Raw genomic sequence first — 24,596 nt, 5'->3', positions numbered from 1 at the left:
AGGCCGGGGAGAGAAAGAAGGAGTTCCTCCTCTCCCCACACCCCTCACCATCGTCTTTTTCTTCGAACAAGCAGGAGCCTCAGGCTCCCGGGTCCGGCGTGGGACCAAAGCCCGCTTTCCCCGCAGCCAACAGCACGGCGCCAGCACAACCGGAAGACGGCATCACAGGCCGGAGGGGCGCCATTCCAGCACCCGCCCGGGCATGCCGTTGCCCGGCGCGATCTCCATCACGGCCGCCGCGCGCGCCTCCACCGCTCCGCTCACCGCACGCGCCTCGATCCGCCACACCGCCCGTCGCCCGGGCGCGGTTCCCCGTCCGGTGGAGGGCGTGCGCAGCCCCGCGGACTGCGTGGCCTGCACCGGGATGGCGTCCCGCGACAGCGCCAGCGCGGCCATGACGGCGGGCGGTGCCGCCTCGGCCGCCGGCTGCGCCCGCCCGGTATGGACCGTGACCGCCCCGCCCAGCACCGCCGGCAGCGCGCGGGGCATGCCTGGAACCGCCGCCAGCTCGCCCGTGCCGCGAAAGGCGGGGCCCTGCGGCGCGGCCCCCATTCCGGCATCCTCCGCCCGCCGGCGCAGGCTTGCCGGCTCACGCCACTCCACCACCCGCGCGGCCAAGACCATGGCTTCGGGGGCGGGCAGGCCGGAGGTGCGGAACAGGTCCGCGAGCAATCCCTCCGGCGCGGCGTTCACGTCGATCCGCCCTTCCTCGTCCGCCATCTCCACCGCCACCTCCGCGCGGCCCAGGGCAAGCGTGAAGGCGGCGCGCGGCGGCCGGGCGCCGGCGGGCTGAAGCGCGAGGCGGTGCGCCGCCGCCCAGATTCCACCCTCGGCCGCCGCGCGGGCGGCGGCCAGGTCCGCCTCCACCCGCGCCGCGCCGGCACCGCCCGCGGCCAGGCGCATCGCCACCAAGCCGCAGACACCCACCAGAAGCGCGATCCACAGCGCGAGGACGAGCGCGAAGCCCCCCCGCTCAGCGGATCGCGGAGGGCACGGCATCGATGCGGGCAGGATAGGCCGTGGGATAGGCCGGCTGGCGCGGCGCCATGTTGTACATGCGCGTCCGCAGCTCCTCGGTCGCGCGGCGCAGGTCCTCCGTGCTCTGCACCACGCGCGGCGTGATCAGAACCAGAAGCTCCGTCCGCCGCCGGTCCCGCCGCCGCACGCCCACCAGGTCCCGCACGATGGGGATGTCGATCAGGTAGGGAATGCCGGAACGCGTGTTGCTGTCGGCCTCCCGGATCAGCCCGCCCAGCGCGACGGTTTCGCCGGAGGGCACGGAAACGACGGTGCGCAGGCGCCGCTGCTGGATGGTCGGGCTGTCGATGCCGCTGGTGGTGGTCGCCACCGCGTCGGACACGTCCTGGTCCACGTCCAGCAGCACGCCGCCCACCGAGTTCACCCGCGGCGTGACGTCGAGCGACACGCCGGTGTCGCGAAGCTGCACCGAGTTCACGATCCGCGTGTCCGTGATGCCGCCGCCCGAGGCCTGCTGCGTCACGATGGGCACGGAATCGCCCACCCGCAGCCGCGCCACCTGGTTGGACAGCACCACGAGCTGGGGGGAGGAGATCACGCGCACGTCGGTGATGCTGGCCAGCGCCGTCAGCACAGCCCCGGCATCGGCGCCGCCGGAATACAGCAGGTTGAAGCCCGGAAAGGTGGGGCTGGGCGTGCCGCCGCCGTTCTGGATCTGGTTGAACTGGAAGTTGCCCAGGCGAAAGAACCAGGACAGCCCGTATTCCAGTCCCTGGTTCAGCGTCACCTCGGCGATCACCGCGTCGATCGCCACCTGGCTCGGCGGGCGGTCCAGAAGCAGCACGGCGCGCTCCACCAGCCGCCAGTCGGACTGGCTGGCGTAAACGATCAGGGCGTTCTGCGCCTCGTCCGCCACGATGCGCACGGGGGCCGCGGGCAGGCCGCCCCCCGCATCCCCGCCCGGCCCGGAGGCCGCGCGCAGGCCGCCCGTTCCCCCACCGTTCGAGGGCCCGCCGCCCAGCAGGCCGCCGCGCGCGGCCAATCCGCCCGCACCGCCCGAGTTGATCAGCCCACCCCCGAGTCCACCCCCGAGTCCAGTCCCGAGTCCAGTCCCGAGTCCGGCCCCAAGTCCGGCGCCGAGGCCCGCCCCGGCCCCCGGCACACCGGCCGCACCGCCCAGGCCGCCCCCGGATGCGCCACCGGGCCCATTGCCCGAGCCGCCGAGCGCACCGCCCAGGCTTCCGCCCGACGGGTCGGACAGGGTGAGCCCGCCGCCCGCCTGCGCCCCGCCCAGCCCGGGCGCCAGCAGCGGCCCGCCCGGTGCGTCGCCGCGCCCGCCGCCCTGCAGCAGCTGCCGCAGCGTGGCCGCCAGCTCGTTGGCCCGCACATACTGCACGCGGTGCACGAAGAGCTGCGGCGCGCTGCCCAGGCCCGCCGAATCCAGCTCGCGCACCCAGCGGCGCACGCGCTCCAGCTGGCGCGGCTGGGATGCCACCACCAGCACCGCGTTCATGCGCGCCACCGGCACCACCCGCAGCGATTCGCGGGATGCGCTGCCTTCCCCGAACAGGGTGTTGATCTCCTGCGCCACCGAGGCCGCCGGGGCGGAATCCAGCGGCAGCAGCGCCAGGGACTGGTTCTGGATCCAGCCCACGTCGAAGCTCTGCGCGGTTTCCAGCAGCGTCGCGAGCTGCGGGCCGGTGCCGGCCAGCAGCAGGATGTTGCGCGCCTCGTCCGCCACCACCGCCCCGCCGCGCGGCGCCAGCGGCTGCAGCACGCGCTGCAACTCCGCCGCCCGCGCGAAGGACAGCGGCAGGGCCACGATCGAGAAGCCGGCACCCGCGGCGGCGCTGGCCGCACGCAGGCTACCCGCCGCGCTCACCGGCGGCCCCGATTGCAGCGCGCCTTCCAGCGGCACCACCCGGTAGTTGCCGTCCCCCGCCAGCAGCGCCGCGCCATTGGCCTCCAGCGCCGATTCCAGCAGGGACAGCGCCGCGCCCTGCGGCACCGGGCGCTGGGTCTGCAGGGTGATGTTGCCGCTTACCCTGGGGTCGATGGTGTAGCCGGCGCCGAGCAGGTCGCCGATCACCGCCTGCACCACCTGGGCCAGCGCGGCATCCACGAAGTTCAGCGTCACCGAGCCGCCGCCCGCCGGGGCGGCGCCACGCGGCGCGTTGGTCTGCACCGGCCCCGACCCGCCGCGCCCCTGCGCGCCCACGTCCACCACCGTCCGCCGCGTGCCCGGCCGGTCCGGCGGCACCGGGAAGGAGGGGCTCTCGGTGATCGGGCGCACGGTGTCGGGCTGGCGCGTGCGCGCCTCCTCCAGCCGCTGCATCGCCGCGTCGAAGGCCGCGGGGCCGCGCAGCGCGGGTTCGCCACAGGCGGAAAGCGCCAGCGCCGAGGCCGCCAGCCCGCGCAGGAACCGGCCATGGGCGGACCTCACGAGCTGCCCATCGCGGCGGAGTTCGCCCCCAGGATCGCGTTCAGCGTGGCCAGCACGATCCCCGCCACCAAGCCCCCGAGAAGCAGCGTCACCCCCGGCACCAGCAGCACGAGAAGGCGTTCCGTCGCCCGCTCGGCCTCTTCCTCGTGTATCACCGCGACCTCTTCCAGCATTTCCTTCAGCCGCCCCCCTTCCTCCCCCACGCCGATCAGCGTGACGGCGAGCTGCGGCAGCGCCCCTTCCTGCACCAGGGCGGTGGTGAAGCGCGCCCCGGCGGCCACCCGCATCCGCGCCCGCTCCAGCCGGCCCGCCACCGCCGCGTTCCCCGCCGCCGTGCCGGCGTGCCCCATCGCCTCGGCCAGCGGCACGCCGGCCGCGAGAAGCGTGGACAGCAGCCGGGCGAAGCGCGCGGCGGCCGATTGCCAGGCTAGGCGCCCGAGCAGCGGCAGGCCCAGCACCGCGTCGTCCCGCCAGCGCCGCGCCTCCTCCGACGCCAGGAGGCGCCGCGCCCCGAGGCCGAGCGCCAGCAGGGCGGCCAGCAGCATCGCCCCCCATTCGCGGAGAAAGGCCGCGCCATCCAGCATCATGCGGGTGGAGGCCGGCAGCCGCCCGCCGGCCGCCGAGAACAGCGGCTCCAGCGCCGGCAGCACCACCGTCACCAGCACCGCGACCGCGAGCACCGCCAGCCCCAGCACCACCAGCGGATAGGTCAGCCCGGCCCGGATGCGCTCCGCCACGCGCTCCAGCCGAAGGGTTTCGGCGGCCAGGCGGCTCAGCACCGCGGGCAGGCGCCCCGTGCCCTCGGCCGCCGCCACCGCCGCCGCGTACCAGCCGGGAAAGGCGCGCGGGCGGGCCGCGACCGCGACGGAGAAGGCGCTGCCCGCCCGCACCGCCTCGTGCAGGCCGCGCAGCAGCGTGCGGGGGCCGGCGCGGGTCTCGGCCGCCGCCAGGGCATCGAGCGCGACATCCAGTTGCAGCCCGGCGGAAAGCAGCAGGCTCAGGCCCCTGACGATCCGCGCCCGCTCCCGCGCGGGAATGGCGGGATCGCCGGGCGAGCGCGGCGCGCGCCCGGCAACGGCCTCGCCCGCCGGCCGGATCTCCATCGGCAGGCTGCCGGCCTCCTGCAGGCGGCGCGCGGCGGCCTGGCGGCTCTCGGCCTCGACGCGCCCGCGCAGGGTGCGCCCATCGGCCGCGATGGCCACATAGTCGAAGGCGGTGCTGCCCGGCACCGCCTCAGCCCCCGCCCGTCACGCGCAGCACTTCCTCGACCGAGGTGGTGCCCGCCAGCGCCTTGCGCAGCCCGGCCTGCATCAGGGTCGGCATGCCCTCGGCCACCGCGGCCGCCTCGATGCCGCTGGAGTCGGCGCGCCGCAGCACCAGTTCGCGCAGGGCGGGCGTCAGCGTCATCACCTGCAGCACGGTGGTGCGGCCGCGATAGCCGCTGCCCCCGCAGCCCGCGCAGCCCACGGGATGGAAGATGCGGATGGGCCCGCCGCTTCCCTCCGGCGCCAGCCGCGCAAGGCCGAGGCGCTCGGCCAGCGCGGGCGGCGCCTCCTCCGCCCGGCGGCAGGCGGGACAGAGGGTGCGCACCAGCCGCTGCGCCAGCACCCCGTGCAGCACGGAGGCGATCAGGTATTCCGGCACGCCGAGGTCCATCAGCCGCGTCACCGCCGAGGGCGCGTCGTTGGTGTGCAGCGTCGCCAGAACCAGATGTCCCGTCAGCGCCACCTGCGCCGCGACGGAGGCGGTCTCGGCGTCGCGGATCTCGCCCACCAGCATCACGTCGGGGTCGTGGCGCAGCATGGCGCGCAGGGCGTTGGGAAAGGTCAGCCCGATGGCCGGCCGCACCTGCACCTGGCTGACGCCGTCGAGCCGGTATTCCACAGGGTCCTCGATGGTGCAGACCTTCAGCCGCTGCCGGTCCACCGCGCCCAGCGCGGCGTAGAGCGTGGTGGTCTTTCCGCTGCCCGTCGGGCCCGTGACCAGCATCATCCGGCTGGTCTGGTTGAGCATCCCCTGCAGCACCGCGATCTCGTCCGGGGAAAAGCCCAGGGAGGCGAAGTTCAGCGCCAGCGTCCCGCGGTCGAGGATGCGGAGCACGATGCCCTCGCCGTCCAGCGTCGGCACCACGGACACGCGCAGGTCCACGTCGCGCCCGCGCACCGCGATCCGCATGCGGCCGTCCTGCGGCAGGCGGCGCTCGGCCACGTCCAGCCGCGCCATGATCTTCAGGCGCGACACCACCCCCGCGCCGAGGGCCTGCGGCGCGAGCCCCGCGTCGCGCAGCACGCCGTCCACCCGGAGACGCGTGCGCAGCCCCGCCTCCGTCGCCTCCAGGTGGATGTCGGAGGCCCCGGCCTCCACCGCCCCCAGGATCAGTGCGTTGACGTGGCGCACCACCGGCGCCTCGCTCGCCTGGTCGCGCAGCCGCGTGGCGTCGTCCCCGGCCGCGGCGCCGCCCTCGGGCTCCAGCAGCTCGGGCTGCGCGGCCGTTGCTTCCTCCAGCCGGGCGAGCGCGGCGTCGATGTTGGCGGGCGTCGCCACCGCCACCGAGACCGGCATCCCCGTGGCCAGCCCCGCCGCCTGCGCCGCGAAGGCATCCAGCGGGTCCGCCAGCGCGAGCAGCAGCCGCCCGTCCTCCACCCGCGCGGGATAGGCGCGCACCCGGCGCAGGAAGCGCAGCGGCAGGCGGTCCGCCAGGGGCGGCTCGGGCGGCAGGTCGTCGCGCCCGAGCAGCGGCAGGTCCAGCGCCTCCGCGCTGGCGGCGGCCAGGCGGTCCTCGCCGATCAGGCCGAGGGTGAGCAGCGCGGTTGTCAGCGATTCCCCGGCCGCGCGGCCCGCCTCCTCGGCGCGGGCCAGCGCCGGGGCGGGCAGCAGCCCGGTCTCCAGCAGGTGCCGCGCGAGGCGGCGCCCGGGCCCCGCCTCGGCTCCGTAAGGCGGCTCGTTCAGGGGAAGGTCCATGCCGGCACCCCTCCGGCCGCGATCCAGACCAGCCAGCAGGCCGCGGCCAGCGCCGGCGCGAAGGGCAGGGAGGCGGCGGGTGCGAAGCCGCGGTCGCGCAGCATCACGGCAACGAGGCCCAGCGCCGCGGCCCCCGCGACCACGAGGCCCAGCCCGCCCACCCCCACCCAGGCGCCGGCCGCGCCCAGCACCCAGGCGTCGCCCCGCCCCAGCCCCTCATGTCCGCGCAGGCGGCGGAAGCCCGCCTCGATCAGCCGGAAGGCCAGGTAGCCGCAGGCGGCGCCGGCCAGGCCGGCAGGCAGCAGGGCAGGGGCCGCGATCCAGGCATGGAGCAGGCCGCCCAGCGCCAGAGGCAGCACGAGGCCCGCATGGACCACGCCCCGGCGGAGATCCAGCCATCCGGTCGCGATCAGGAGGGCGCCAAGTCCGGCCGCGGCTGGCCAGCGTTCCGCGGGCAGGACGGCGGCGAGCGAGGCGGCGGCACAGACCGGCAGGCAGGCCATGCCGCGCCGGAATACCCAGCCACCCGCCCGGGGCAACCGCCCTGCCGCCGGCCCGGTGGACGAAACCGAATGTCCCACCCTGAGAAAATCCTAGACCCGTGGCTTGTTCCCCATCGGGCGAACTGCTGACGATTATGTTCCCGATACTATCGAAGATTTTACCCGCCGCAATTCAAAACTGCCGCCCGCGGCCGGAGGGGTGCCATGCCGGCGCTGGCCGCCATGGCACGTCCGGGACGGCAACGCCGCCTCATCCGATCAGCTGGATGTCGCTCGCCACCATCGCGGAAAGGTCCGTGAAGGTGGCAATGATCACCCCGCCGCCCGCGCCGGTGCCGTTCGCATCCCACCACAGCGCCCTTGCGTCCGTTTCGAAGATGAACTGCCCGACCGCGGCGGTCGCCTCGCCCGAGGCGTTGGAGGTGAACCTGTTGGCCGCGAGCGTGCCGCCGGTCAGGCCGCCTCCGAAGCCCGAGCGGGAGATCTGGAGATGGTCCTGCCCGCTGGTGAAGCCGGTGACCGTGTCCCCGCCCTCGCTCGCCAGGAGATAGCGGAACATGTCGTTCCCCGCCCCGCCCGCGAGCTGGTCCGCGCCGACGCCGCCAACCAGCGTGTCGTTGCCGAGCCCGCCCAGCAGCGTGTCATCGCCGTTCTGGCCCGACAAGGTGTTGGCGGCGTCGCTGCCGGTGATGAGGTTGTTGAGCCCGTTTCCGGTTCCGGTGACCGCGGTGCCCTGCAAGGTCAGGTCCTCCACGTTCGCCGAGCCCGCGAGGGAGTAGGACACCGTGGCCACGACCGTGTCCGAGCCCCCGTCGGCGAGTTCGATCACCACGTCCCCGGCCGAGTTCACGAGGTAGACGTCCCTGCCCACGCCGCCGGCCAGGGTGTCGGTTCCCGCCCCGCCGTCGAGCGTGTCGTCGCCATCGCCGCCCAGGAGGTTGTCGAGGCCGTTGCCGCCGTTCAGCACGTCGTTGTCCACCCCGCCGTCCAGCGTGTCGTCGCCCACGCCGCCATCCAGGGTGTCGCTGCCCGCGCCGCCCAGGAGGCTGTCGAGGCCGGCGGCGCCGTTCAGCACGTCGTTGTCCGCCCCGCCGTCGAGCGTGTCGTTGCCCGCTCCGCCATCCACGGTGTCGGCGCCCTCGCCGCCGAGGAGGGAGTCGTTGCCCGTCTCCCCGTTCAGCGTGTCGGCGCCCGCGCCGCCATCCACCGTGTCGTTGCCGGCGCCGCCCAGGATCAGGTTGGCCGCCTCGTTGCCGGTGAGGGCGTTCGCCAGCGTGTTGCCGGTCGCGTTCGCCGCGAGGCTTCCGACCAGGGTGATGTTCTCCACCGAGGTGGTGGCGACGGAGAAGGTGACGGAGCTGATCACCAGGTCGATGCCGCCGTTGGCGGCCTCGTTGACCCGGTCGCCCAGGTCGTCGACCTGGAAGGTGTCGTTGCCCAGGCCGCCGCCCATCAGGTCGGCGCCCAGCCCGCCGATGATCGTGTCGTTGCCATCGCCGCCCGAGAGCGTGTTGGCGCCGTCGTTGCCGGTGATCAGGTTGGCCAGCGCGTTGCCGGTGCCGGTAACGGCGCTGCCGAGCAGCGTGAGGTTCTCCACCCCCGCGGCCGCCGGCGCGGCCAGGGAGTAGGACGCGGTGGCCTCCACCGTATCCACGCCCTCGCCGCCGGTCTCGCTCACCACGTCGGTGGCGCTGTTGACCCGGTACAGGTCGTCGCCGAGCCCGCCGGTCAGCGTGTCGCTGCCCAGCCCGCCATCCAGCGTGTCGTTGCCGTCGCCGCCCGAGAGCGTGTTGGCCAGGGCGTTGCCGATGATCAGGTTGTTCAGCGCGTTGCCCGTGCCGGCGACGGCCAGGCCCACCAGGGTGAGGTTCTCCACATCCGCCGCGCCCGCGAGGGAGAAGGAGAAGCTGGCCTCCACCGTGTCCCGGCCCGCCCCGGGCGCCTCGCTCACGGCGTCCGTCGCCGAGTCCACCCGGTAGAGGTCATCGCCGGTGCCGCCGGCCATGCTGTCGTCGCCCGTGCCGCCGTCCAGGGTGTCGTCGCCGTCGCCGCCGTTCAGCGTGTCGTTGCCCAGCCCACCCTCAAGCGTGTCCTTGCCGTTGTCCCCCTCCAGGGTGTCGTTGCCGTCCAGGCCCTGGAGGAGGTTGTCCCCCCCGTTCCCGGTGATGGCGTTGTCGAGCCCGTTGCCGGCCCCCAGTACCGCCCCGCCCGCGAGAACCAGCTTCTCCACCTCCGCCGACAGCGTCAGGTCGATCGAGGTGGTGATGGTGTCCACCCCCTGGCCCGCGCTCTCGCTCACCGTGTCGCCCAGGCTGTCCACGACATAGCTGTCGTCGCCCAGGCCCCCGGCCATGGCGTCGCCGCCGATGCCGCCGTCCAGCGTGTCGTTGCCGATGCCGCCGTCCAGCGTGTCGTTGCCCTCCATGCCGCTCAGGACGTTGGCCCCGTCATTGCCGGTGATGCCGTTGTCCAGGTCGCTGCCGGTGCCGTTCAGGTCCACGCTGCCGACAAGCACCAGGTTCTCCAGCCCCCCGCTCAGCAGGAAGGTCACGCCCGGCTGCGTGAGGGAAACCTGCACGGTGTCGAGGCCCTGGTCGGTGCCCACGGCCTCGGCCACGCGATCGCCCAGGTTGTCGACGATGTAGAGGTCGTCGCCCGTGCCGCCCGTCATGGTGTCGGCGCCGGCGCCGCCGTCGAGGGTGTCGTGGCCCGCGTTCCCGAACAGCGTGTCCCGCCCGCCGCGCCCGAGCAGGAGGTTGTTGCCGTCCGTGCCGGTGATCAGGTTCGCCAGGCCGTTGCCGGTGCCGTTGAAGTCACCGGCCGAGCCCGGGGTGAACTCCAGGTTTTCCAGGTTCGCGCCCAGGACGTAGCTTCCCGCGGCCCGGACCGTGTCGTTGCCCGCCCCGGCCGTCTCGACCACGACATCGCCGTCGCTGTTGACGAAGTAGAAGTCGTCGCCGGCGCCGCCGATCATGCTGTCGGCGCCCAGCCCGCCATCCAGCGTGTCGTTGCCGTCGCCCCCGTCGATCGTGTCGCGGCCCTGGCCGCCCGACAGGCTGTCGGCACCGGCATCGCCGATCAGGCGGTCGTTGTCGTCCCCGCCCAGCAGCGTGTCCGCCCCGGCCCCGCCGTCGAGGAGGTCATCGCCCGCCCCGCCCTCCAGGCGGTCGTTGTTCTGCCCGCCCGACAGCGTGTCGTTGCCGTTGCGGCCGAACAGCAGGTCGTTGCCGGTGCCGCCCACCAGGCTGTCCGCGCCCGCCCCGCCGTCCAGCGTGTCGTCGCCGGCCAGGCCCAGCAGGACATCCGGGCCGCCGCGCCCCAGGATGGTGTCGGCGTTCTGTGTGCCCTGGATGGTTTCCCCCCTTGCGGTGCCGGTGATGGGCGCGCCGGGCGTTCCCGTGGGCGGGGGGTTGCCGGCGATCAGCTGGCCGATCGGAATGGACGGACGATCCGAGAAGGACACGAACTCGATGCCGCTGAAGGTATCCACCCCATCCGAGCCCGCCTCGGGCGAGTTGTGCGTGATGGTGTAGACGCCGTTCTGCACGATGACGGTGTATTCGGCGCGAACAAAGGCGAAGGTCAGCGTATCCGCCGTGCCGGCGCCGCCCACCACCGTGTCGTTCCCCGCGCCGGCGTCGAAGGTGTCGTCGCCATCGCCGCCAACAAGGGAATCACCGCCGGCCCCGCCCAGCAGGGAGTCGTTGCCGCCGCCGCCCTCCAGCGTGTCGCTGCCGCCATTCCCGATCAGCTCGTTCGCGCCCGCGGTGCCCGAAAGGCGGTCGTTGCCCTCGCCGCCGCGCGCGTTCTCGATGGAGGTGAAGGTGTCCTCCACCCCCGAGGCGCCGCTCGCGCCCGTCAGCGGGTCGCGGTTGCTCACCGTGGTCCCGGCGGCGAGGGCCACGGTGAAGCTGGCGAACTCCCCCTGGTAGGAGAGGGTGTCCGAGCCCGCGCCGCCGCTGATCACGTCCGCGCCGAAGCCGCCCAGCAGCAGGTCGTCGCCGTCCTCGCCGTTCAGCACGTCGTTCTCGCTGCCGCCGACCAGCGTGTCGTTCTCGGCGCCGCCGAACAGCGTGTCGTTCTCGCTGCCCCCGATCAGCAGGTCGCTGCCCAGGCCGCCATGGAGCTCGTCCTCGGCCACGCGGCCGTCCATCACGTCGTTGCCGGCGGTGCCCACCAGCAGGTCGGCGGGCGCGCCGTCGCGCGGGCCGATGATCTGCGCGCCGGGCGTGCGGGTGTCGAGCACCTGCCCGATGATCCCGTTCTCCGCCCCCCCGCTGGTGGTCAGCTGCCCCTCGGCAGCCACCACCAGCCGCCCGTCCGTCAGCCCCGCCGCCGAGAAGCCACCCGCTTCCGACAGGCCCGTGAGGGTGTCGAACACCGGCACCGTGCTGCCGGTGGGAGCGGCATCGGGGCCGAAGACCTGGGTGAAGATCGTGGTGGTGCCGAGTCCGGCGTCCGCCACCTCCCAGAACAGGGCGAAGCCGCCGCCCAGGTCGCTCTCGGCCGTGGGGGCGATGTGGAACTCGCCGGTGAAGCCCTCCGGAAGCACGAAGGGGGCGCTGGTGGCCACCACCTCCCAGCCGCCGCCCAGGGGCGCGACGATGCGCGCCTCGATCGCCGGTACCTCCACCGTGCCGACCAGGGTGGTGGTGGTGTAGGCGACCACGAAGCTGGTGGTCAGGCTGGCCACCTCATAGGTGGCGCCGGAGTCCAGTTCGGCGATGTTGAAGGTATCGGGGAATCCGAAGCTCGTGACTCCGCCGGTGGTGGCGGCGTCCAGCACCGCCGCCTTGAGCATGTTGCCCTCGACGAAGGTCACGACCAGCTCGCCGTCGTGCTGCGACACGGCGCCGACGTCGCGCACATCCCCCGCGATCTGGAGCCGGAGGCCGGAGGCGCCGTTCAGCGGCGTGGGCACGGGCGGCGATTCGACCGAGGTGGTCGGGTTGAAGGGAATGACGAAGCGGTTGACGTAGAGGTGGCTGACGTTGGTGGCGTCCACCTCGGTGTAGACCACGTTGAAGCCGTACTCGATCGTGTCGTTGTTCGCGTCCACGATCTCGTAGCCCACCACGGCGGCGTCGCGCTGGGTCGCGCCGGAGGCGGGAGCCGAGACCTGGATCGGCGCGGCCCCGGTCGGGCCGTTCACCGCCGAAACGTGGCGGGCATAGATCGCCGTCCCCGCGCCGGGATTCGCCGGATCCACGGGCGCCTGCCAGGTGGCGACGACGCCCAGCCCGCCCGCCATGCTGGCGGACAGGCCGGACATGCCCGGCACCGCCTCGCCCGAGGCGACCTGCAGCACCCCGCCGGCGCCGCCAAAGGCCGCGTCGGGCTGGCCGAGCGTGTTGAAGGCCTTGATCAGCACCTGTTCGCCGGCGCGCCACACGAAGGCGTAGTTGTCCAGCATCGAGACGGCGACGGGCAGGTCCTCCACCGCCGTGTCGCCGGGGTTCACCGCGAAGGAGGCGGTATCCTCCAGCCCCCAGGGCTGCGGCGTGCCGAACGCGTCGTAGCCGACCGGGACCTCGTTGTTGCCGCCGAAGAAGCTGCCCGTGGAGACCCATTGCGCGGCGGGCGGGAGCGTCAGCACCCCGCCCTGGCCCAGCGCGGTGCCGATGCCGGAATCGAAGGCCATCTGCTCGACGCCGTCGATGATGTCCTGGCCATCCGGCCCGGGGTCGCGGCCCCTGTTGCCCAGGCGCATGTCCTTGACGGTGAAGCTGCCGTCGCCGTTGACCGTGACGGAGTAAACCTCGCGCGCGCCCCGATAGGCGGCGACGTCGCTCCCCACGCCGCCATCCAGCACGTCGCTGTCGCCGCCGCCATACAGCGTGTCGTCGCCCATGCCGCCGAACACGGTGTCGGTGTCGCTGTCGCCGTTCCGCGCATCACCCCGGTCGGCGATGATCGTGTCGTTGACGATCGTGCCCACGATCAGGTCCGGGCGCGCATCCACCCGCTCGGGGATGCCGTCGTTGTTGGCGTCGCGCACCCGGTCGCCCAGCAGCACCGGGCTCGTGCTGGTGTCGCGCGTGTCCAGCATCTGGGCGCGGATGTTGTCGAAGCCGTCCGCCCCCACCACCACGAAGCGGTCGCTGACCAGCGTGGCCACCCCGAAGCCGCCGGAGGCGTTCAGGCTGGGATCGACGTCGGCCGCCACCTGGGAGGTGGGCTGGCCCCCGGCGTCGAAGCCGATGGCGTGGATGACGTTGTCCGACGTCGCGAAGGACACCACGCCGCCGTCATTGGCCTCGCCCAGCCCCACCACGCTGAAGGTGCCGGCGTAGTTGCCGGGCAGCTCGATGATGGTCCGCACGGGCTGCGGCACCCAGTCGTTGCCGCCCGCATCCAGCAGCAGGAAGGTCCGGCCCTTGAGCGCCAGGCCGCCCGCCGCGCCCTCGTCCACCCAGAAGACCCCGAAGTTGCCGGCGCCGAGCCCGACCACGTGCGCCTCCTGCCCGGCCGGCACGGTGATGCCGGCCAGCGCCGCGTTGAGGTTCACCGTTCCCGCGGAAAGCGGGGTGGTGAAGAACTGCCCGCGCAACTGGCCGCTCCCCTCGACCCAGACCACCGCGGTCTCGCCGTCGTGCAGCACCGAGACGGAGACGTCGCGCCCCAGCACCTCCGCGGCCCCGTTCAGGACCGGTCCGCCCGGTGACGGCACCAGCGACACGGGGTTGCCCAGCGCGTCGTTGGTTGCCTCGAAGCGCTCCATCCGCACGACGGACTTGCCGCCAAAGGTTTCCGTCCATGCGGCGATGAAGCCGATCACGGTGTCCGCGCCGCGCACCTCCTCGAAGAAGGAAAGCGACACGTTGCCCTGCACGAGCGAAGGGTCGGGGGCGGCCGGCGCCCCCAGCGCGAACTCCTCGCCGAGCAGGCCGGTCGGGCCCGTGGCGCGGGCGCGCAGCACGGTCTGCCCGGCACCGTTCAGCTCCTGCCAGACGCCGGCATAGCCCTCGCCCCAGCTCACCACGGCCGGGCTGGTGGTGCCGACAACCTTGCCGTTGCCGTCGTTGAGCGTGACGGGTCCCGGGAACACCTCGTTCAGTGGCTTGAGCACATGGTCGTAGGCGCGGAAGCGCACGTAGAACCCCGGCGCAAGCGCGCCCGGCTCGGGCGCGGCCGGATCGGGCGGCGGGACCTCGGAGAGGTAGACCACGCCGAAATTCTCGCCGGACGCGTCGGCCACGGCCGGACGCGATTGCAACCCGTCGGGCAGGTCCCCCCCGGGTCCGGTGACATCGAAGCCTGCCAGCTCATTGCTGGTATTCGCCCAGGCGCTCGGCACAACCATCACATGGCTCCTCAGGTCCGGCACGGGAAAAAATTCCGGGATTCCGCAGGACAGGGAGGGTTTCTAAATGCAACGCAGAGTTCCGGCACAAGTATAAATCAAGTCCTAACAGACTTGTGACCGGTTTACTTCTTGATCATTTGTTTAATTTGAGAAGTGAGCACATGAGGGTACTTCAGATTGAAGCATTGGCTTCAATCAGTTCTTGTTCCCGCCCAAGTCGTAGATCAGAGCGCGAAAATTTAAAAATGTTAGAAGTCGGCGTCGATCGTCTCAATTTAGACAAATGAGCATTCGTTTTCGTGATCAACATAGTTCTTGCTCTCGAAGTTGGCAACGGATTAATGGAAACCCTGGGAAGATCAGAACGACCTGGGCTTGACAGCCGGGATACGTTCTGAATTCCAAACGGACGTCCTTACAGTCTGCAACACTACCCAGCAAATCAACTCGTGGTTGCATTCCATTTCTTGCAAGTAAAGGGATGCACCCTTCCACAAGGGAGCGAGAGATGAATTCGCGCGGTTGGGCCGGTTCGCCTCGAATGGACGGTGACGCCGGAGTGAAGGGCTGTCGTTTCTCTTCGGCGATGGCCGGCCTGCTTGCCTTGGGCGCGGGCCTGACCGCCGCCGGGCAAGCCCTGGCCCAGACGCAACCCCCCGCGGCCACCTGCGTCCGCGAGCTTGTCGCGGACGTGGTCGCGATGGACCAGGCCGTTCAGTTCAACCGCTACGGCTCCCACCACCCGGCCTACATGGTCTACGCCCTGCGCGGGGACGTGGTGGCCAAGAACGGCGGTTCCTCGCTGACCCCGGGCGCCGTGAAGCTGCGCGAGGATCTCCGGCCGCGCCCGCTCGTGCTGCGTGCCAACATCGGCGACTGCCTGACCATCAACTTCCAGAACCTGCTGAACCCGACACCCGTTTCCGTGCCGGGCGTGTCGGTGGACCAGCCCGCCACGCGCGCGGCCGGCCTGCACGCGGACGGCATGAACTACGTCGGCGGCATCGGCGCGGACGGCGCCAACGTGGGCGCCAACACCTCCAGCCTCGTGCTGCCCGGCGGCCGGACGACCTACAAGCTGCATGCGACGCGCGAGGGCGTCTTCGGATTCTACAACCCCGCATCGCAGAACGGCGGGGAAAGCAACATCGGCTCGCTCGCCTTCGGGATGTTCGGCGCCATCGCCGTGCAGCCGCGCGGCGCGGAATGGTACCGCAGCCAGGTCAGCCGCGCGGAGCTCGACCTCGCGACCCGGCGGGATCCGGCCAATCCTGGCGTCCTGAGAACCCTGGACACCGGCCATCCCGACATCGACTACACCGCCGTGTATCCGGCCGGCCACCCGCGGGCGGGCCGGCCCATACTGGCGATGCTGCACGAAAACCAGATCGTGCACGGCGACATCAACGCCATCATCACCGGACCCAGCCGCGGGCGCTTCCCGGACAACACGTTCCGCGCCAACCCGGTGCTGGAGCCCAACCGCACCGTCGCGCAGGGCGAGGGAGCCGGCACGCGCACCCGCCACGATCCCTACCGCGAGTTCGTGCTGCAGTTCCACGACGAGGTGAAGGCGATTCAGGCCTTCTCGCAGTTCGAGGACCCCGTTCTCGGCCACACGCTGCACAGCGTGCGCGACGGCTTCGCCATCAACTACGGCATCACCGGCGCGGGCGCGCAGATCCTGGCCAACCGCTTCGGCGTCGGCCCCGCCGCCACCTGCGCGGAATGCAAGTACGAAGAGTTCTTCCTCACCGCCTGGGCCGGCGGCGACCCGGCCCTGCTCGTGGACGTCCCGGCCAATGCCCAGCTCGGCCCCGACGACAAGCGCGACAGCGATGTCGCGCCCTCCAGCCGCGCGCTCTACCCGGCGGACCCGTCCAACGTCACCTCCAGCTATCTCGGCGACCGCGTGGTGATGCGGAACCTGCACTTCGGCAAGGAAGCGCACATCTTCCACCTTCACGCCCACCAGTGGCTGTTCAACCCCGACCAGCCCGCCGGCTCATCCTATCTCGACAGCCAGATGATCGCGCCCGGCTCGGGCTACTCCTACGAGATCGCCTACAACGGTTCGGGCAACCGCAACCAGACGGTCGGAGACAGCATCTACCATTGCCACCTCTACCCACACTTCGCCCAGGGCATGTGGGGGTTGTGGCGCGTGCACGACGTGTTCGAGCGCGGCACGGAACTCGACGCCAACGGCGTCGCCATTCCCTCCTCGCGCGCCCTGCCGGACGGCGAGATCATGGCCGGCACCGCCATGCCCGCCCTGGTGCCGCTGCCCACCATGGCCCTGGCCCCGATGCCCGCGCCCGTGCACATCGCCAACGGCCAGGCCGTGTTCGACGCGCCCGGCACGGCGGCGGAGAACAACCCGGGCTTTCCCTTCTTCATCGCCGGCCAGGCCGGCCGCCGCCCGCCCCGCCCGCCCATGGACGTGATCGACGACGGCGGCCTGCGCCGCCACATCGTGGTCGGCGGCGAGGCCGTGGCCCAGATGACCCGCCACGACCTCGACAAGGTGAGCGAGAGCCTGGAGATCCGCTGGCTTGACGAGGCCGGAGAGCCGCAGGAGCGCGCGGCCATGGCCTTCCACGCGCTGCGCGTCCATCCCAGCCGCACGCCGGAGGGGACGCCGCGCGCCTTCGTCACCAACGGCCGCCCACCGGTGCGCGGCGCGCCCTATGCCGACCCTTGCGTGCTGGACAACGGCGCCGCGGCGCCCGGCGCCGCCACCCCGCGCGTCTACAAGGGCGCGGTCCACCAGATGCGCCTGGTGATGAACCGCGCCGGCTGGCACTACCCGCAGGCGCGCATGATCTCGCTCTGGCAGGACGTGCAGGCGACCTATGAGGGCACCCGCGCGCCCGAACCCCTGGTGATGCGCGCCACCTCCAACGAGTGCATCGAGTTCCACCACACCAACCTCGTGCCCTCGATCAGCGAACTCGACGACTACCAGGTGCGCACGCCGACCGACATCATCGGCCAGCACATCCACCTCGTGAAGTTCGACGTGACCAGCTCAGACGGTTCAGGCAACGGCTGGAACTACGAGGACGGCACCATGGCCCCGGCCGAGGTGCGCGAGCGCGTCCAAGCCATCCGCCGACACTACGGCTGCCAAGGGGACGACAGCCAGGGCGCCGGCAACTGCCCGGTGGCGCGCCCGCACCCCTTCTTCGGCGCGGGCCCGGACAACGCCTGGCTCGGCGCCCAGACCACCGTGCAGCGCTGGTTCGCCGATCCCGTGGTGAACACCACCGGCAAGGACAACACGCTGCGCACGGTGTTCACCCATGACCACTTCGGTCCCTCCTCGCACCAGCAGAACGGCCTCTACGCCGCGCTGGTGATCGCGCCCGAGGGCACGAGCTGGACCCACCCGGAAACGGGCGCCGCGCTGAACGCGCGCGGCGGGCGCGCCGATGGCGGCCCGACCAGCTGGATGGCCAATGTGCGCACGCCGAACGTCGCGGATTCCTACCGCGAGTTCGTGCTGCAGATCGCCGACTATGCCAGCGCCTACGAGTCCGGCGGCGGCATAGACAGCAACGGCCGCTCGATCCCCGATCCGGCCCGCGCCATCAACCCGCCCCATCGCGACCGCCTCGGCCTGCCCTACCTGATCGGCCGGCCGCGGGTCTGCCCCGGTGGCGGTTCGCCGCCCTGCCCGGAGGCCGTTTCGGCCGCCGACCCCGGCGTGTTCGCCGTGAACTACCGCAACGAGCCCCTGGCGCTGCGCCTCTACGACCCCAACGCGCGGCGCGCGGATGGCAGCGGAAACGGCGCCCAGGCGGCGGGCCTGGCGGGCGACCCCGCCTATGCCCTGCGCTCGGACGTGCCCCGCGCCATGCCGCAGTTCAACAGCCAGCCCAGCCGCAGCTCCACCAACTACACCCACCCCGCGCTGACCGCCGGGCTGGAACCGGGCGACCCCTGGACGCCCATGCTGCGCGCCTATCGCCGCGACCGCGTGCAGGTCCGCATGATGGCCGGCGCGCACGAGGAGATGCACCAGATCCATTTCGGCGGCCTGCGCTGGCTGTGGAACTCGATGGACCCGAACTCGGGCTATCGCTCCTCGTCCATCCAGGCGATCTCCGAGCACTTCGAGATGGAGATCCCGCTGGTGGCGCCCGAGGGCGACATCGGGCCGCACACCGACCACGTCTACGCCGCCTCGGCCAGCGCGGGTGGCTACTGGCACGGCACCTGGGGGCTGGTGCGCGCCTATGAGTACCAGCGGCCCGACCTGCGGCCGCTGCCCAACAACACCCCGCCCAGCACACCCACCAACCGCACCCTGTCCGACGGCACGGTGGTTCCGCTGGGCACCACGGCCACCGCGCGCAACCTGCCGAACTTCCGGGGCGTCTGCCCGATCGCGGCCCCGGTGCGCCGCTACGCGGTTTCGGCGGTCGCGGCCAACGTGGCGATCGGGGCCCAGGGCCTGGTCTACAACGACCGCCCGGGCAACTATTCCGGCCAGCGCGGCCCGCTCTCCGATCCCACGGCCGCGCTTTACGTGCTCGACAGCGACCTCAGCAACGGCAAGATCATCGCCGGCCGGCCGATCGAGCCGCTGGTGCTGCGCGCCGCCGCCGGGGATTGCGTCGAGGTGACGCTGACCAACCGCCTGCCGGCCAACTGGGCCGACCAGGTGGTGGCCACCGCCAACCACGGCTTCTTCGCCCTGCCGGGCAACGTGGACCGCTTCAACGCCAACCAGCTCAAGCCCTCCATGCGCGTCGGCTTCAGCCCGCAGCTCCTTGCCAGCGACGTGACCCGGGGAGAGGGCATCCATGTCGGCCTGAACCGCGCGCCGGCCAATGCCGCCCGCCAGCTCACGGTTGGGCCGGGGGAGACCACCACCTACCGCTGGTATGCGGGGCTGCTGACCATGTCGCCCACCAACGACCTGACGGCGACGCCCGTGGAGTTCGGCGCCCTGAACCTGCTGCCGGCGGATCGCCTCCGGCACAGCAACAAGGGCCTGATCGCCGGCATGGTGGTGCTGCCCCAGGGCTCCAGCTGGACCACCGACACCACCACCCGCATGGCGGCCACCGTCACCATGCCGGGCGGGCGGACGTTCCGCGACTTCGTGGTGATGTTCCAGAATGACGTGAACCTGCGCGCCGCCGGCCGGCCCGTCTGCCCCTCCGGCGCCATGGAGGGCCTGGAGACGGCAACGCCCCAGAGCGTGGCCACCGTCGGCTGCAAGGGCGCCGAGGACTGGGAGGATGCCGGCAACACCGCCATCAACTACCGCTCCGAGCCCATGTGGTTCCGCCTGGGCTTCCCGCCCGGTGAGAACATGGACCTGCTGCGGCGCGTGAACTACGCCAACGCGCTCTCCAACAGCCAGGCCGGGGGCGATCCGCGCACCCCCGTCTTCACCGCCCGCAAGGGGCAGGAGGTCCGCTTCCGCCTGCTCCAGAACGGCGGCCACCCGCGGGCGGGGATCTTCACCCTGCACGGCCACAACTGGTCCACCCTTCCCTACGCGAACGGCACCGTGCCGTCGCAGCGGATCGAGGGCGTGCGGACGCAGGCGGGCTACGTGCCCTCCCCGGCCTCCGGCACCCGCGACGCCATGGGCCCCGCGCAGCACCACAACGTCGTGGTGGAGCAGGCGGGCGGCCCCGCCGGGGTCACCGGGGACTACCTGTTCCGCAACCAGGGGCCCGATGCCTTCGACCAGGGCGCCTGGGGCATCATGCGGGTGACGCCGTGACGCGCATCGCCCACCGCTTGGCCGGAGGGGGGCTGCCCCTCCTCCTCGCGCTCGCCGGCGGGGCCGCGGCCCCGCCGGCCCTGGCCAGCGGCCCCTTCGCCGCCACGGCCTCCGACCGCGGCATCGAGGCGCGGCTGGAACTGCTGCCCAACGGGGAGGCGCTGCGGCCCGGCGAACCCGTCCGCATACGGGTGAGCTTCACAACCGCGGAGAACCCCGGCTCGGCCGCCGCGCCGCTGCGCGGCGCCCGCCCCGCCGCCTGGGCCGAGCGCGGCGGCGGCCGCGCCCTGGAATGCCGCGAGCGCGTGCGCGGCCTGATCGAGAAGCGCCTGGGGCGGGAGCCCGAGGTGGACTTCAACGCCTGGCACCTCGCCTATCTCGGCAGCAACGGCGCGGTGCAGGTGATCGACCCGCTGGGCGGCAACGCCCGCACCCGCCTTCTCGCCGCCCTCAACCTCGGCGCCCGCCCCGGCGGCTGGGCGGTGGACGCGGCGCGCGGCACCATCCACGTCTCCGTGCCCGAGAAGGGCGAGGTCGTGGAGATCGACGCCATGCGCTGGGTGGAGCGCCGCCGCATCGCGGTGGGCGGCCGCCCGGCCCGCCTGGTGCACGAGGCCGGCGCGGCCCGCCTCTGGATCGGCCAGGACGGGGAGGAGGGCGCGGGCCCCGAGATCGTGCTGCTGGACCTCAACAGCGGCGAGGTGGCGGCGCGCCTGCCCGCCGGCCCCGGCCCGCACCGGCTCGCGGCCACCGGGCCCGGCCAGGCCGTCGCGGCCTCCGCCGCCGGCGCCGTGCTGCTGGACGCGGAGGAGGCCCGCCCCCTGCCGGGCCTCGGCGGCGGCTTCGACGACGTCGCGCATTCCACCCTCGCCGGCGCCACCCTTCTGCTGGACGCGGCGGGCGGGCGCGTGATCGCCATCCGTGCGGATGGCCGCCCCGACTCCGCCTGGGAGGTCGCGGCCAGCGCCGCCGGCCTTTTCCTGGACCCGGCGGGCCGTCTTCTGTTCGTGCCGGAAGCCGGGGAGCACCGGGTCACGGTGATCGACCTCGCCCGCGGCGCCGTGGCCCATCGCGTGCCGGTGGAGGGCGCGCCGCTCCGCATCGGCTTCAGCGCCACCCAGGCCTATGTGCAGTCCGAGGCCGGCGCCTCGGTGGCGCTCATCGCGCTCGGCAGCCTGGGGGAGTCCGGCACCCCCGCCGTGACCACCATCGCGGCCGGGGAGGGCGGGCTGGTCCCGGGGGAGGCGCTGGGGCCCATGGTCGCCTCCGCGCCGGGGGACTCCGGCATGCTCATCGCCGCCCCGGCGGAGGGGGTGGTGCATGTCTACATGGAGGGCATGGCGGCGCCCGCCGGCCTGCTGCGCGTGCCGCGCGGCCGCCCCCTGGCCATCGCCCCGCTCGACCGCGGGCTGCGCGAGACCGCCCCCGGCCAGTTCGAGACCGACGGCATCTTTCCCGCCGCGGGCCGCTACGTCCTGCCCGTGCTCCTTCAGGGCAACAGCTTCCTCCACTGCTTCGAGGCGGAGGTGGGCGGGGAGGAGGTTCTCCCGCTCAGCCGCCGCCTCAGGCTGGAACTCGCGGGCAACGGCGCCGGGCCGGCCGCACGCACCCTGCAGGCCGGCGCCCCCGCCTCTCTCCGCCTGCGCATCCAGGGCCCGGAGGAGGAGGGCGCCTGGCGCGAGGCCGGGGATCTTTCCGCCCGCGTGGTGCAGTTCGTCGGCCACTGGCAGGCCCAGCTCCCCATGCGCCCGCTGGGCGACGGCCTCTACGAGGTGGCGGGCGTGGCGCCGCCGCGCGCCGGGCCGGTCACGCTTTACGTCGAATCCCCCTCGCTCGGCCTCGAGCCGGGCACCCTTCCCACCATCCTGCTCCGTGCGGTGGCCCCATGAACCCGATCTCCCGCCGCCGGGCGCTGGTTCTGCTCGGCGCCGCGTCCGCCTTGGCCGCGGCCCCCCCCGCCCTGGCGCATGAGGGCCATGCCGCCCCGGCCGTGCCGCTCCCGCCCGCAGCGGGCGCGACCGACCGCCTGCGCGGCCCCCTGCCCGATGCCCGCGTGGTGGACGCCAGCCAGCGCCGCCGCCGCCTGGTGTCGGAGGTGATCGGGCGCCGCGTGGTGGCGATCGACTTCGTTCTGACCGACTGCTCCACCGTGTGCAGCATCATCTCCGCGGGCATGGCGGGCGCGCAGTCCCTCCTCGGCCCGCGCCTGGCCGGGGAGGCCGGGCTGCTGAGCCTCGCGCTCGACCCCATCGGCGGCACGCCGGAGGAGCTGGCCCGCTATGCCCGGCGCTTCGGCGCGGGGCCGGGCTGGGACTTCGTGAACCTGCCCCCGGCCTCGCTCGACCTCGTGCTGCGCCGCCTGGGAGGCCCGGCGGCGGGCAATGCCGACCACGCCCCCATGGTGGTGGTGCTGGATCCCCTGCGCGGCGAGTTGCGCCGCCTGCCGGGCATGCCCGGCGCCGAGGCGATCGCCGCCGCCGTTGAAGCCGCCCTGGCCGCGAGAACGCAGGCATGAACCCGATCGCCCGCCGCGGCCTGCTGCTCGCCGCCCCCGCCCTTCTCCTGGGTGGCCTACGCCCGGATCCGGCCGCGGCCCTGGAATGCGACCGGCGCGAGCGCGAGTATTTCAGCAACCGCGTGCTGATCAACCAGCACGGCCAGCCCGTGCGCTTCTACGAGGACGTGCTGCGCGACCGCACGGTGCTGGTGGGCTGGATCTTCACCAGCTGCCCCGATGCCTGCCCGCTGCTGGCCGCGCGCTCCCTGCAGATCGCCGATGCCGCCGCGCGCGCCGGCGCGCCGCCCCGCATCGTCCACCTGAGCACCGATCCGCGCACCGACCGGCCGGAAAAGCTCAAGGCCTGGGCCGCCCGCTTCGGCGATTATGCCGACTGGGTGCTGCTGACCGGCGCCCCCGCGGACCTGCGCGACGTCGCGCGCCGCCTCGGGCAGACCGTGAACGAGGCGCGGCCCGACCAGCACACCACGCTGATGCTGGGCGGCAACGTGGCCGCGCGGCGCTGGGCCAAGCTGCGCCCGGACCTGCCGCCCGAGGCCGCCGGCGCCCAGCTGGCCGACTTCTCCCTCGTGCCGCGCGCGGTGGATGCCGCAGCATGCACGAGCTGAGCGCCACGGCCCCCCTTCCGCCGCCGGGCAAGGCGCGGCCCGAACCTGGCCTGCCCGCACCCCGCCGCCACACGCTCAACCCGCCCGGACGCTGCCTGCTCGCGCCCGCCCTGCTGGCCACCGCCCTGCTGCTGACCGGCGCCCCCGCGCTGGCGGACGCCGCCGCGCTGCTGGGCGGCGAGGCTCTTTTCACGTCCGGCACCCGGTTGGGCGGCGAGGCGCCGCGCGCCACGGTCGCCAGCGGCAACACCGTGTCCGCCTCCGCCCTGCCCTGCGCCACCTGCCACGGGGCGGAGGGCGCCGGCCGGGCGGCCGAGGCGGGCGTCGCCCCGCCCGCCATCACCTGGTCCGCCCTGTCCCGCGCCAGCGCCGCCCGCCCCGCCTATGACGAGCCCTCCGCGCTGCGCGCGGTGGTGCAGGGCATCGGCGCCGGCGGCCGGGCGCTGGACAACGTGATGCCGCGCTACGCCCTGTCCATCGAGGACGGGCGCAACCTCGTCGCCTTTCTGCGCGCGCTCGACACCCGCCCGCTCCCTGGGGTGGAGGACAGCCTGGTCCGCATCGGCCTCCTCCTGCCGCCCGGCCGTGCGGGCGACGCCTTCGCCGCCGCCTTCGAGGCCGCGCTGGCCGCCGCCGCGCCGGAGGGCGTCTTCGGCCGCAGGCCCGGCGTGCTCCGCGCCACCGTCGCCCGCCCCGGCGACGCCCGCGCGGCGGCCGAGCGCCTGCTGGCCCAGTCCCCGCTGGCCATCGTCTCCGCGCTCCCCGGCGAGGTCGCGGCGGCGGCGGCGGGCGCCGCCACGGCCGCGCGGGTTCCCGTGCTCAACGCGCGCGCCACCGCCGCCCCGCCGCCGCTGTCCTTCGCCCTGCTGCCCGGCATCGTGGAGGAAGGCGCGGCCCTTCTCGGCGGCCTGCCCGAGCCCGGCCGCGCGCTGGTGGTGGCGGCCAGTCCGGACCAGCGCCGCCTGGCCGACGCGATCGCCGCGCGCATCGCCCAGGTCTCGGACGACGAGCCCCGCGTGGTCTCCCCCGCCGACCTCCCCGTTGCCGCCGCCGAGGCCTCCGGCGTGCTGCTGCTGCTGGCGCCGCCCGCGGCGCTCTCGGCCGTGCAGGCCCTGCGGAACGGCCCGCTGCCCGTGCTGCTGCCCGGCGCCGCCGGGGGTGCTGAGGCACCGGACCTGGCCCAGGCCCTGGGACGCCCGCTCCGGGTGGGGATCGGCGTTCCCGCCGGCATCGGCGCCGGTGCCCCGGCCGAGCGCTTCGCCGCCGGCCCCGCCCGGCAATCCGGCCTGCCCGGCCGCCTCGGCCACGCGGCGGGGGAGGTGGTGGTGGAAGCCCTGCGCCGCGCCGGGCGGGACGTGACGCGGGACCGGATCGCGGCCGTCCTCGGTGCGCCGGAGACCTTTGAGCCCGGTTCGCTGCCCGGGCTGCGGCTGGCCGGCGGCGCCAGGGCGGGATCGGTCGCGGTGTGGACGGCGGATATCGGCGGCGCGGGCCTCATACCCCCGCCCGCGCCCTGAGGGCCGCGGCGGGCGG

General features: G+C 73.6%; 11 protein-coding genes. 5 read left to right on the top strand and 6 right to left on the bottom strand.

Going from position 1 to position 24,596, the window contains the following annotated elements:
• Positions 1–162: 162 nt before the first annotated feature.
• From ACFFIC_RS22890 to ACFFIC_RS22865, 6 genes are all read right to left on the bottom strand, one after another.
• On the bottom strand, positions 163–927 hold the full coding sequence (locus ACFFIC_RS22890) for a hypothetical protein (RefSeq protein WP_377054692.1): 765 nt from the start codon (positions 925–927) through the stop codon (positions 163–165).
• Positions 928–973: 46 nt separating this feature from the next.
• Entirely contained in the window at positions 974–3,421 is a 2,448-nt protein-coding gene (gspD, locus tag ACFFIC_RS22885; RefSeq protein WP_377054690.1) for a type II secretion system secretin GspD, read from the bottom strand.
• Positions 3,418–4,650: a type II secretion system F family protein gene (locus ACFFIC_RS22880; RefSeq protein WP_377054688.1), complete on the bottom strand. Its 1,233-nt coding sequence runs from the start codon at positions 4,648–4,650 to the stop codon at positions 3,418–3,420. Before ACFFIC_RS22880 ends, gspD begins: the two co-directional genes overlap by 4 nt.
• 4 nt (positions 4,651–4,654) lie before the next feature.
• On the bottom strand, positions 4,655–6,382 hold the full coding sequence (locus ACFFIC_RS22875; RefSeq protein WP_377054686.1) for a GspE/PulE family protein: 1,728 nt from the start codon (positions 6,380–6,382) through the stop codon (positions 4,655–4,657).
• Entirely contained in the window at positions 6,367–6,963 is a 597-nt protein-coding gene (locus ACFFIC_RS22870; protein ID WP_377054684.1) for a prepilin peptidase, read from the bottom strand. Before ACFFIC_RS22870 ends, ACFFIC_RS22875 begins: the two co-directional genes overlap by 16 nt.
• 172 nt (positions 6,964–7,135) lie before the next feature.
• The gene (locus ACFFIC_RS22865) at positions 7,136–14,188 is read right to left on the bottom strand and encodes a beta strand repeat-containing protein (protein WP_377054682.1); all 7,053 of its coding nucleotides are present in this window, start codon (positions 14,186–14,188) and stop codon (positions 7,136–7,138) included.
• A 589-nt stretch (positions 14,189–14,777) separates the two neighbouring features.
• Here ACFFIC_RS22865 and ACFFIC_RS22860 point away from each other — a divergent pair.
• The 5 genes from ACFFIC_RS22860 to ACFFIC_RS22840 are packed head-to-tail and all read left to right on the top strand — an operon-like array spanning position 14,778 to position 24,580.
• Positions 14,778–19,937, top strand: coding sequence for a hypothetical protein (locus ACFFIC_RS22860; RefSeq protein ID WP_377054680.1), 5,160 nt, complete (start codon positions 14,778–14,780; stop codon positions 19,935–19,937).
• The gene (locus ACFFIC_RS22855; protein WP_377054678.1) at positions 19,934–21,826 is read left to right on the top strand and encodes a hypothetical protein; all 1,893 of its coding nucleotides are present in this window, start codon (positions 19,934–19,936) and stop codon (positions 21,824–21,826) included. The genes ACFFIC_RS22860 and ACFFIC_RS22855 overlap by 4 nt, the downstream gene beginning before the upstream one ends.
• A complete protein-coding gene (locus tag ACFFIC_RS22850) occupies positions 21,823–22,452 on the top strand; it encodes an SCO family protein (protein ID WP_377054676.1) in 630 nt (209 codons plus the stop codon). The genes ACFFIC_RS22855 and ACFFIC_RS22850 overlap by 4 nt, the downstream gene beginning before the upstream one ends.
• Entirely contained in the window at positions 22,449–23,063 is a 615-nt protein-coding gene (locus ACFFIC_RS22845; protein WP_377054674.1) for an SCO family protein, read from the top strand. Before ACFFIC_RS22850 ends, ACFFIC_RS22845 begins: the two co-directional genes overlap by 4 nt.
• The gene (locus tag ACFFIC_RS22840) at positions 23,051–24,580 is read left to right on the top strand and encodes a hypothetical protein (RefSeq protein ID WP_377054672.1); all 1,530 of its coding nucleotides are present in this window, start codon (positions 23,051–23,053) and stop codon (positions 24,578–24,580) included. Before ACFFIC_RS22845 ends, ACFFIC_RS22840 begins: the two co-directional genes overlap by 13 nt.
• Positions 24,581–24,596: the final 16 nt, after the last annotated feature.

This window comes from Muricoccus vinaceus (genome assembly GCF_042433125.1).
In the GTDB taxonomy this organism is placed as follows: Bacteria; Pseudomonadota; Alphaproteobacteria; order Acetobacterales; family Acetobacteraceae; genus Roseomonas; species Roseomonas vinacea.
The sequence above is the reverse complement of the archived record's forward strand: the minus strand, read 5'-3'. Positions and strand labels throughout refer to the sequence as shown.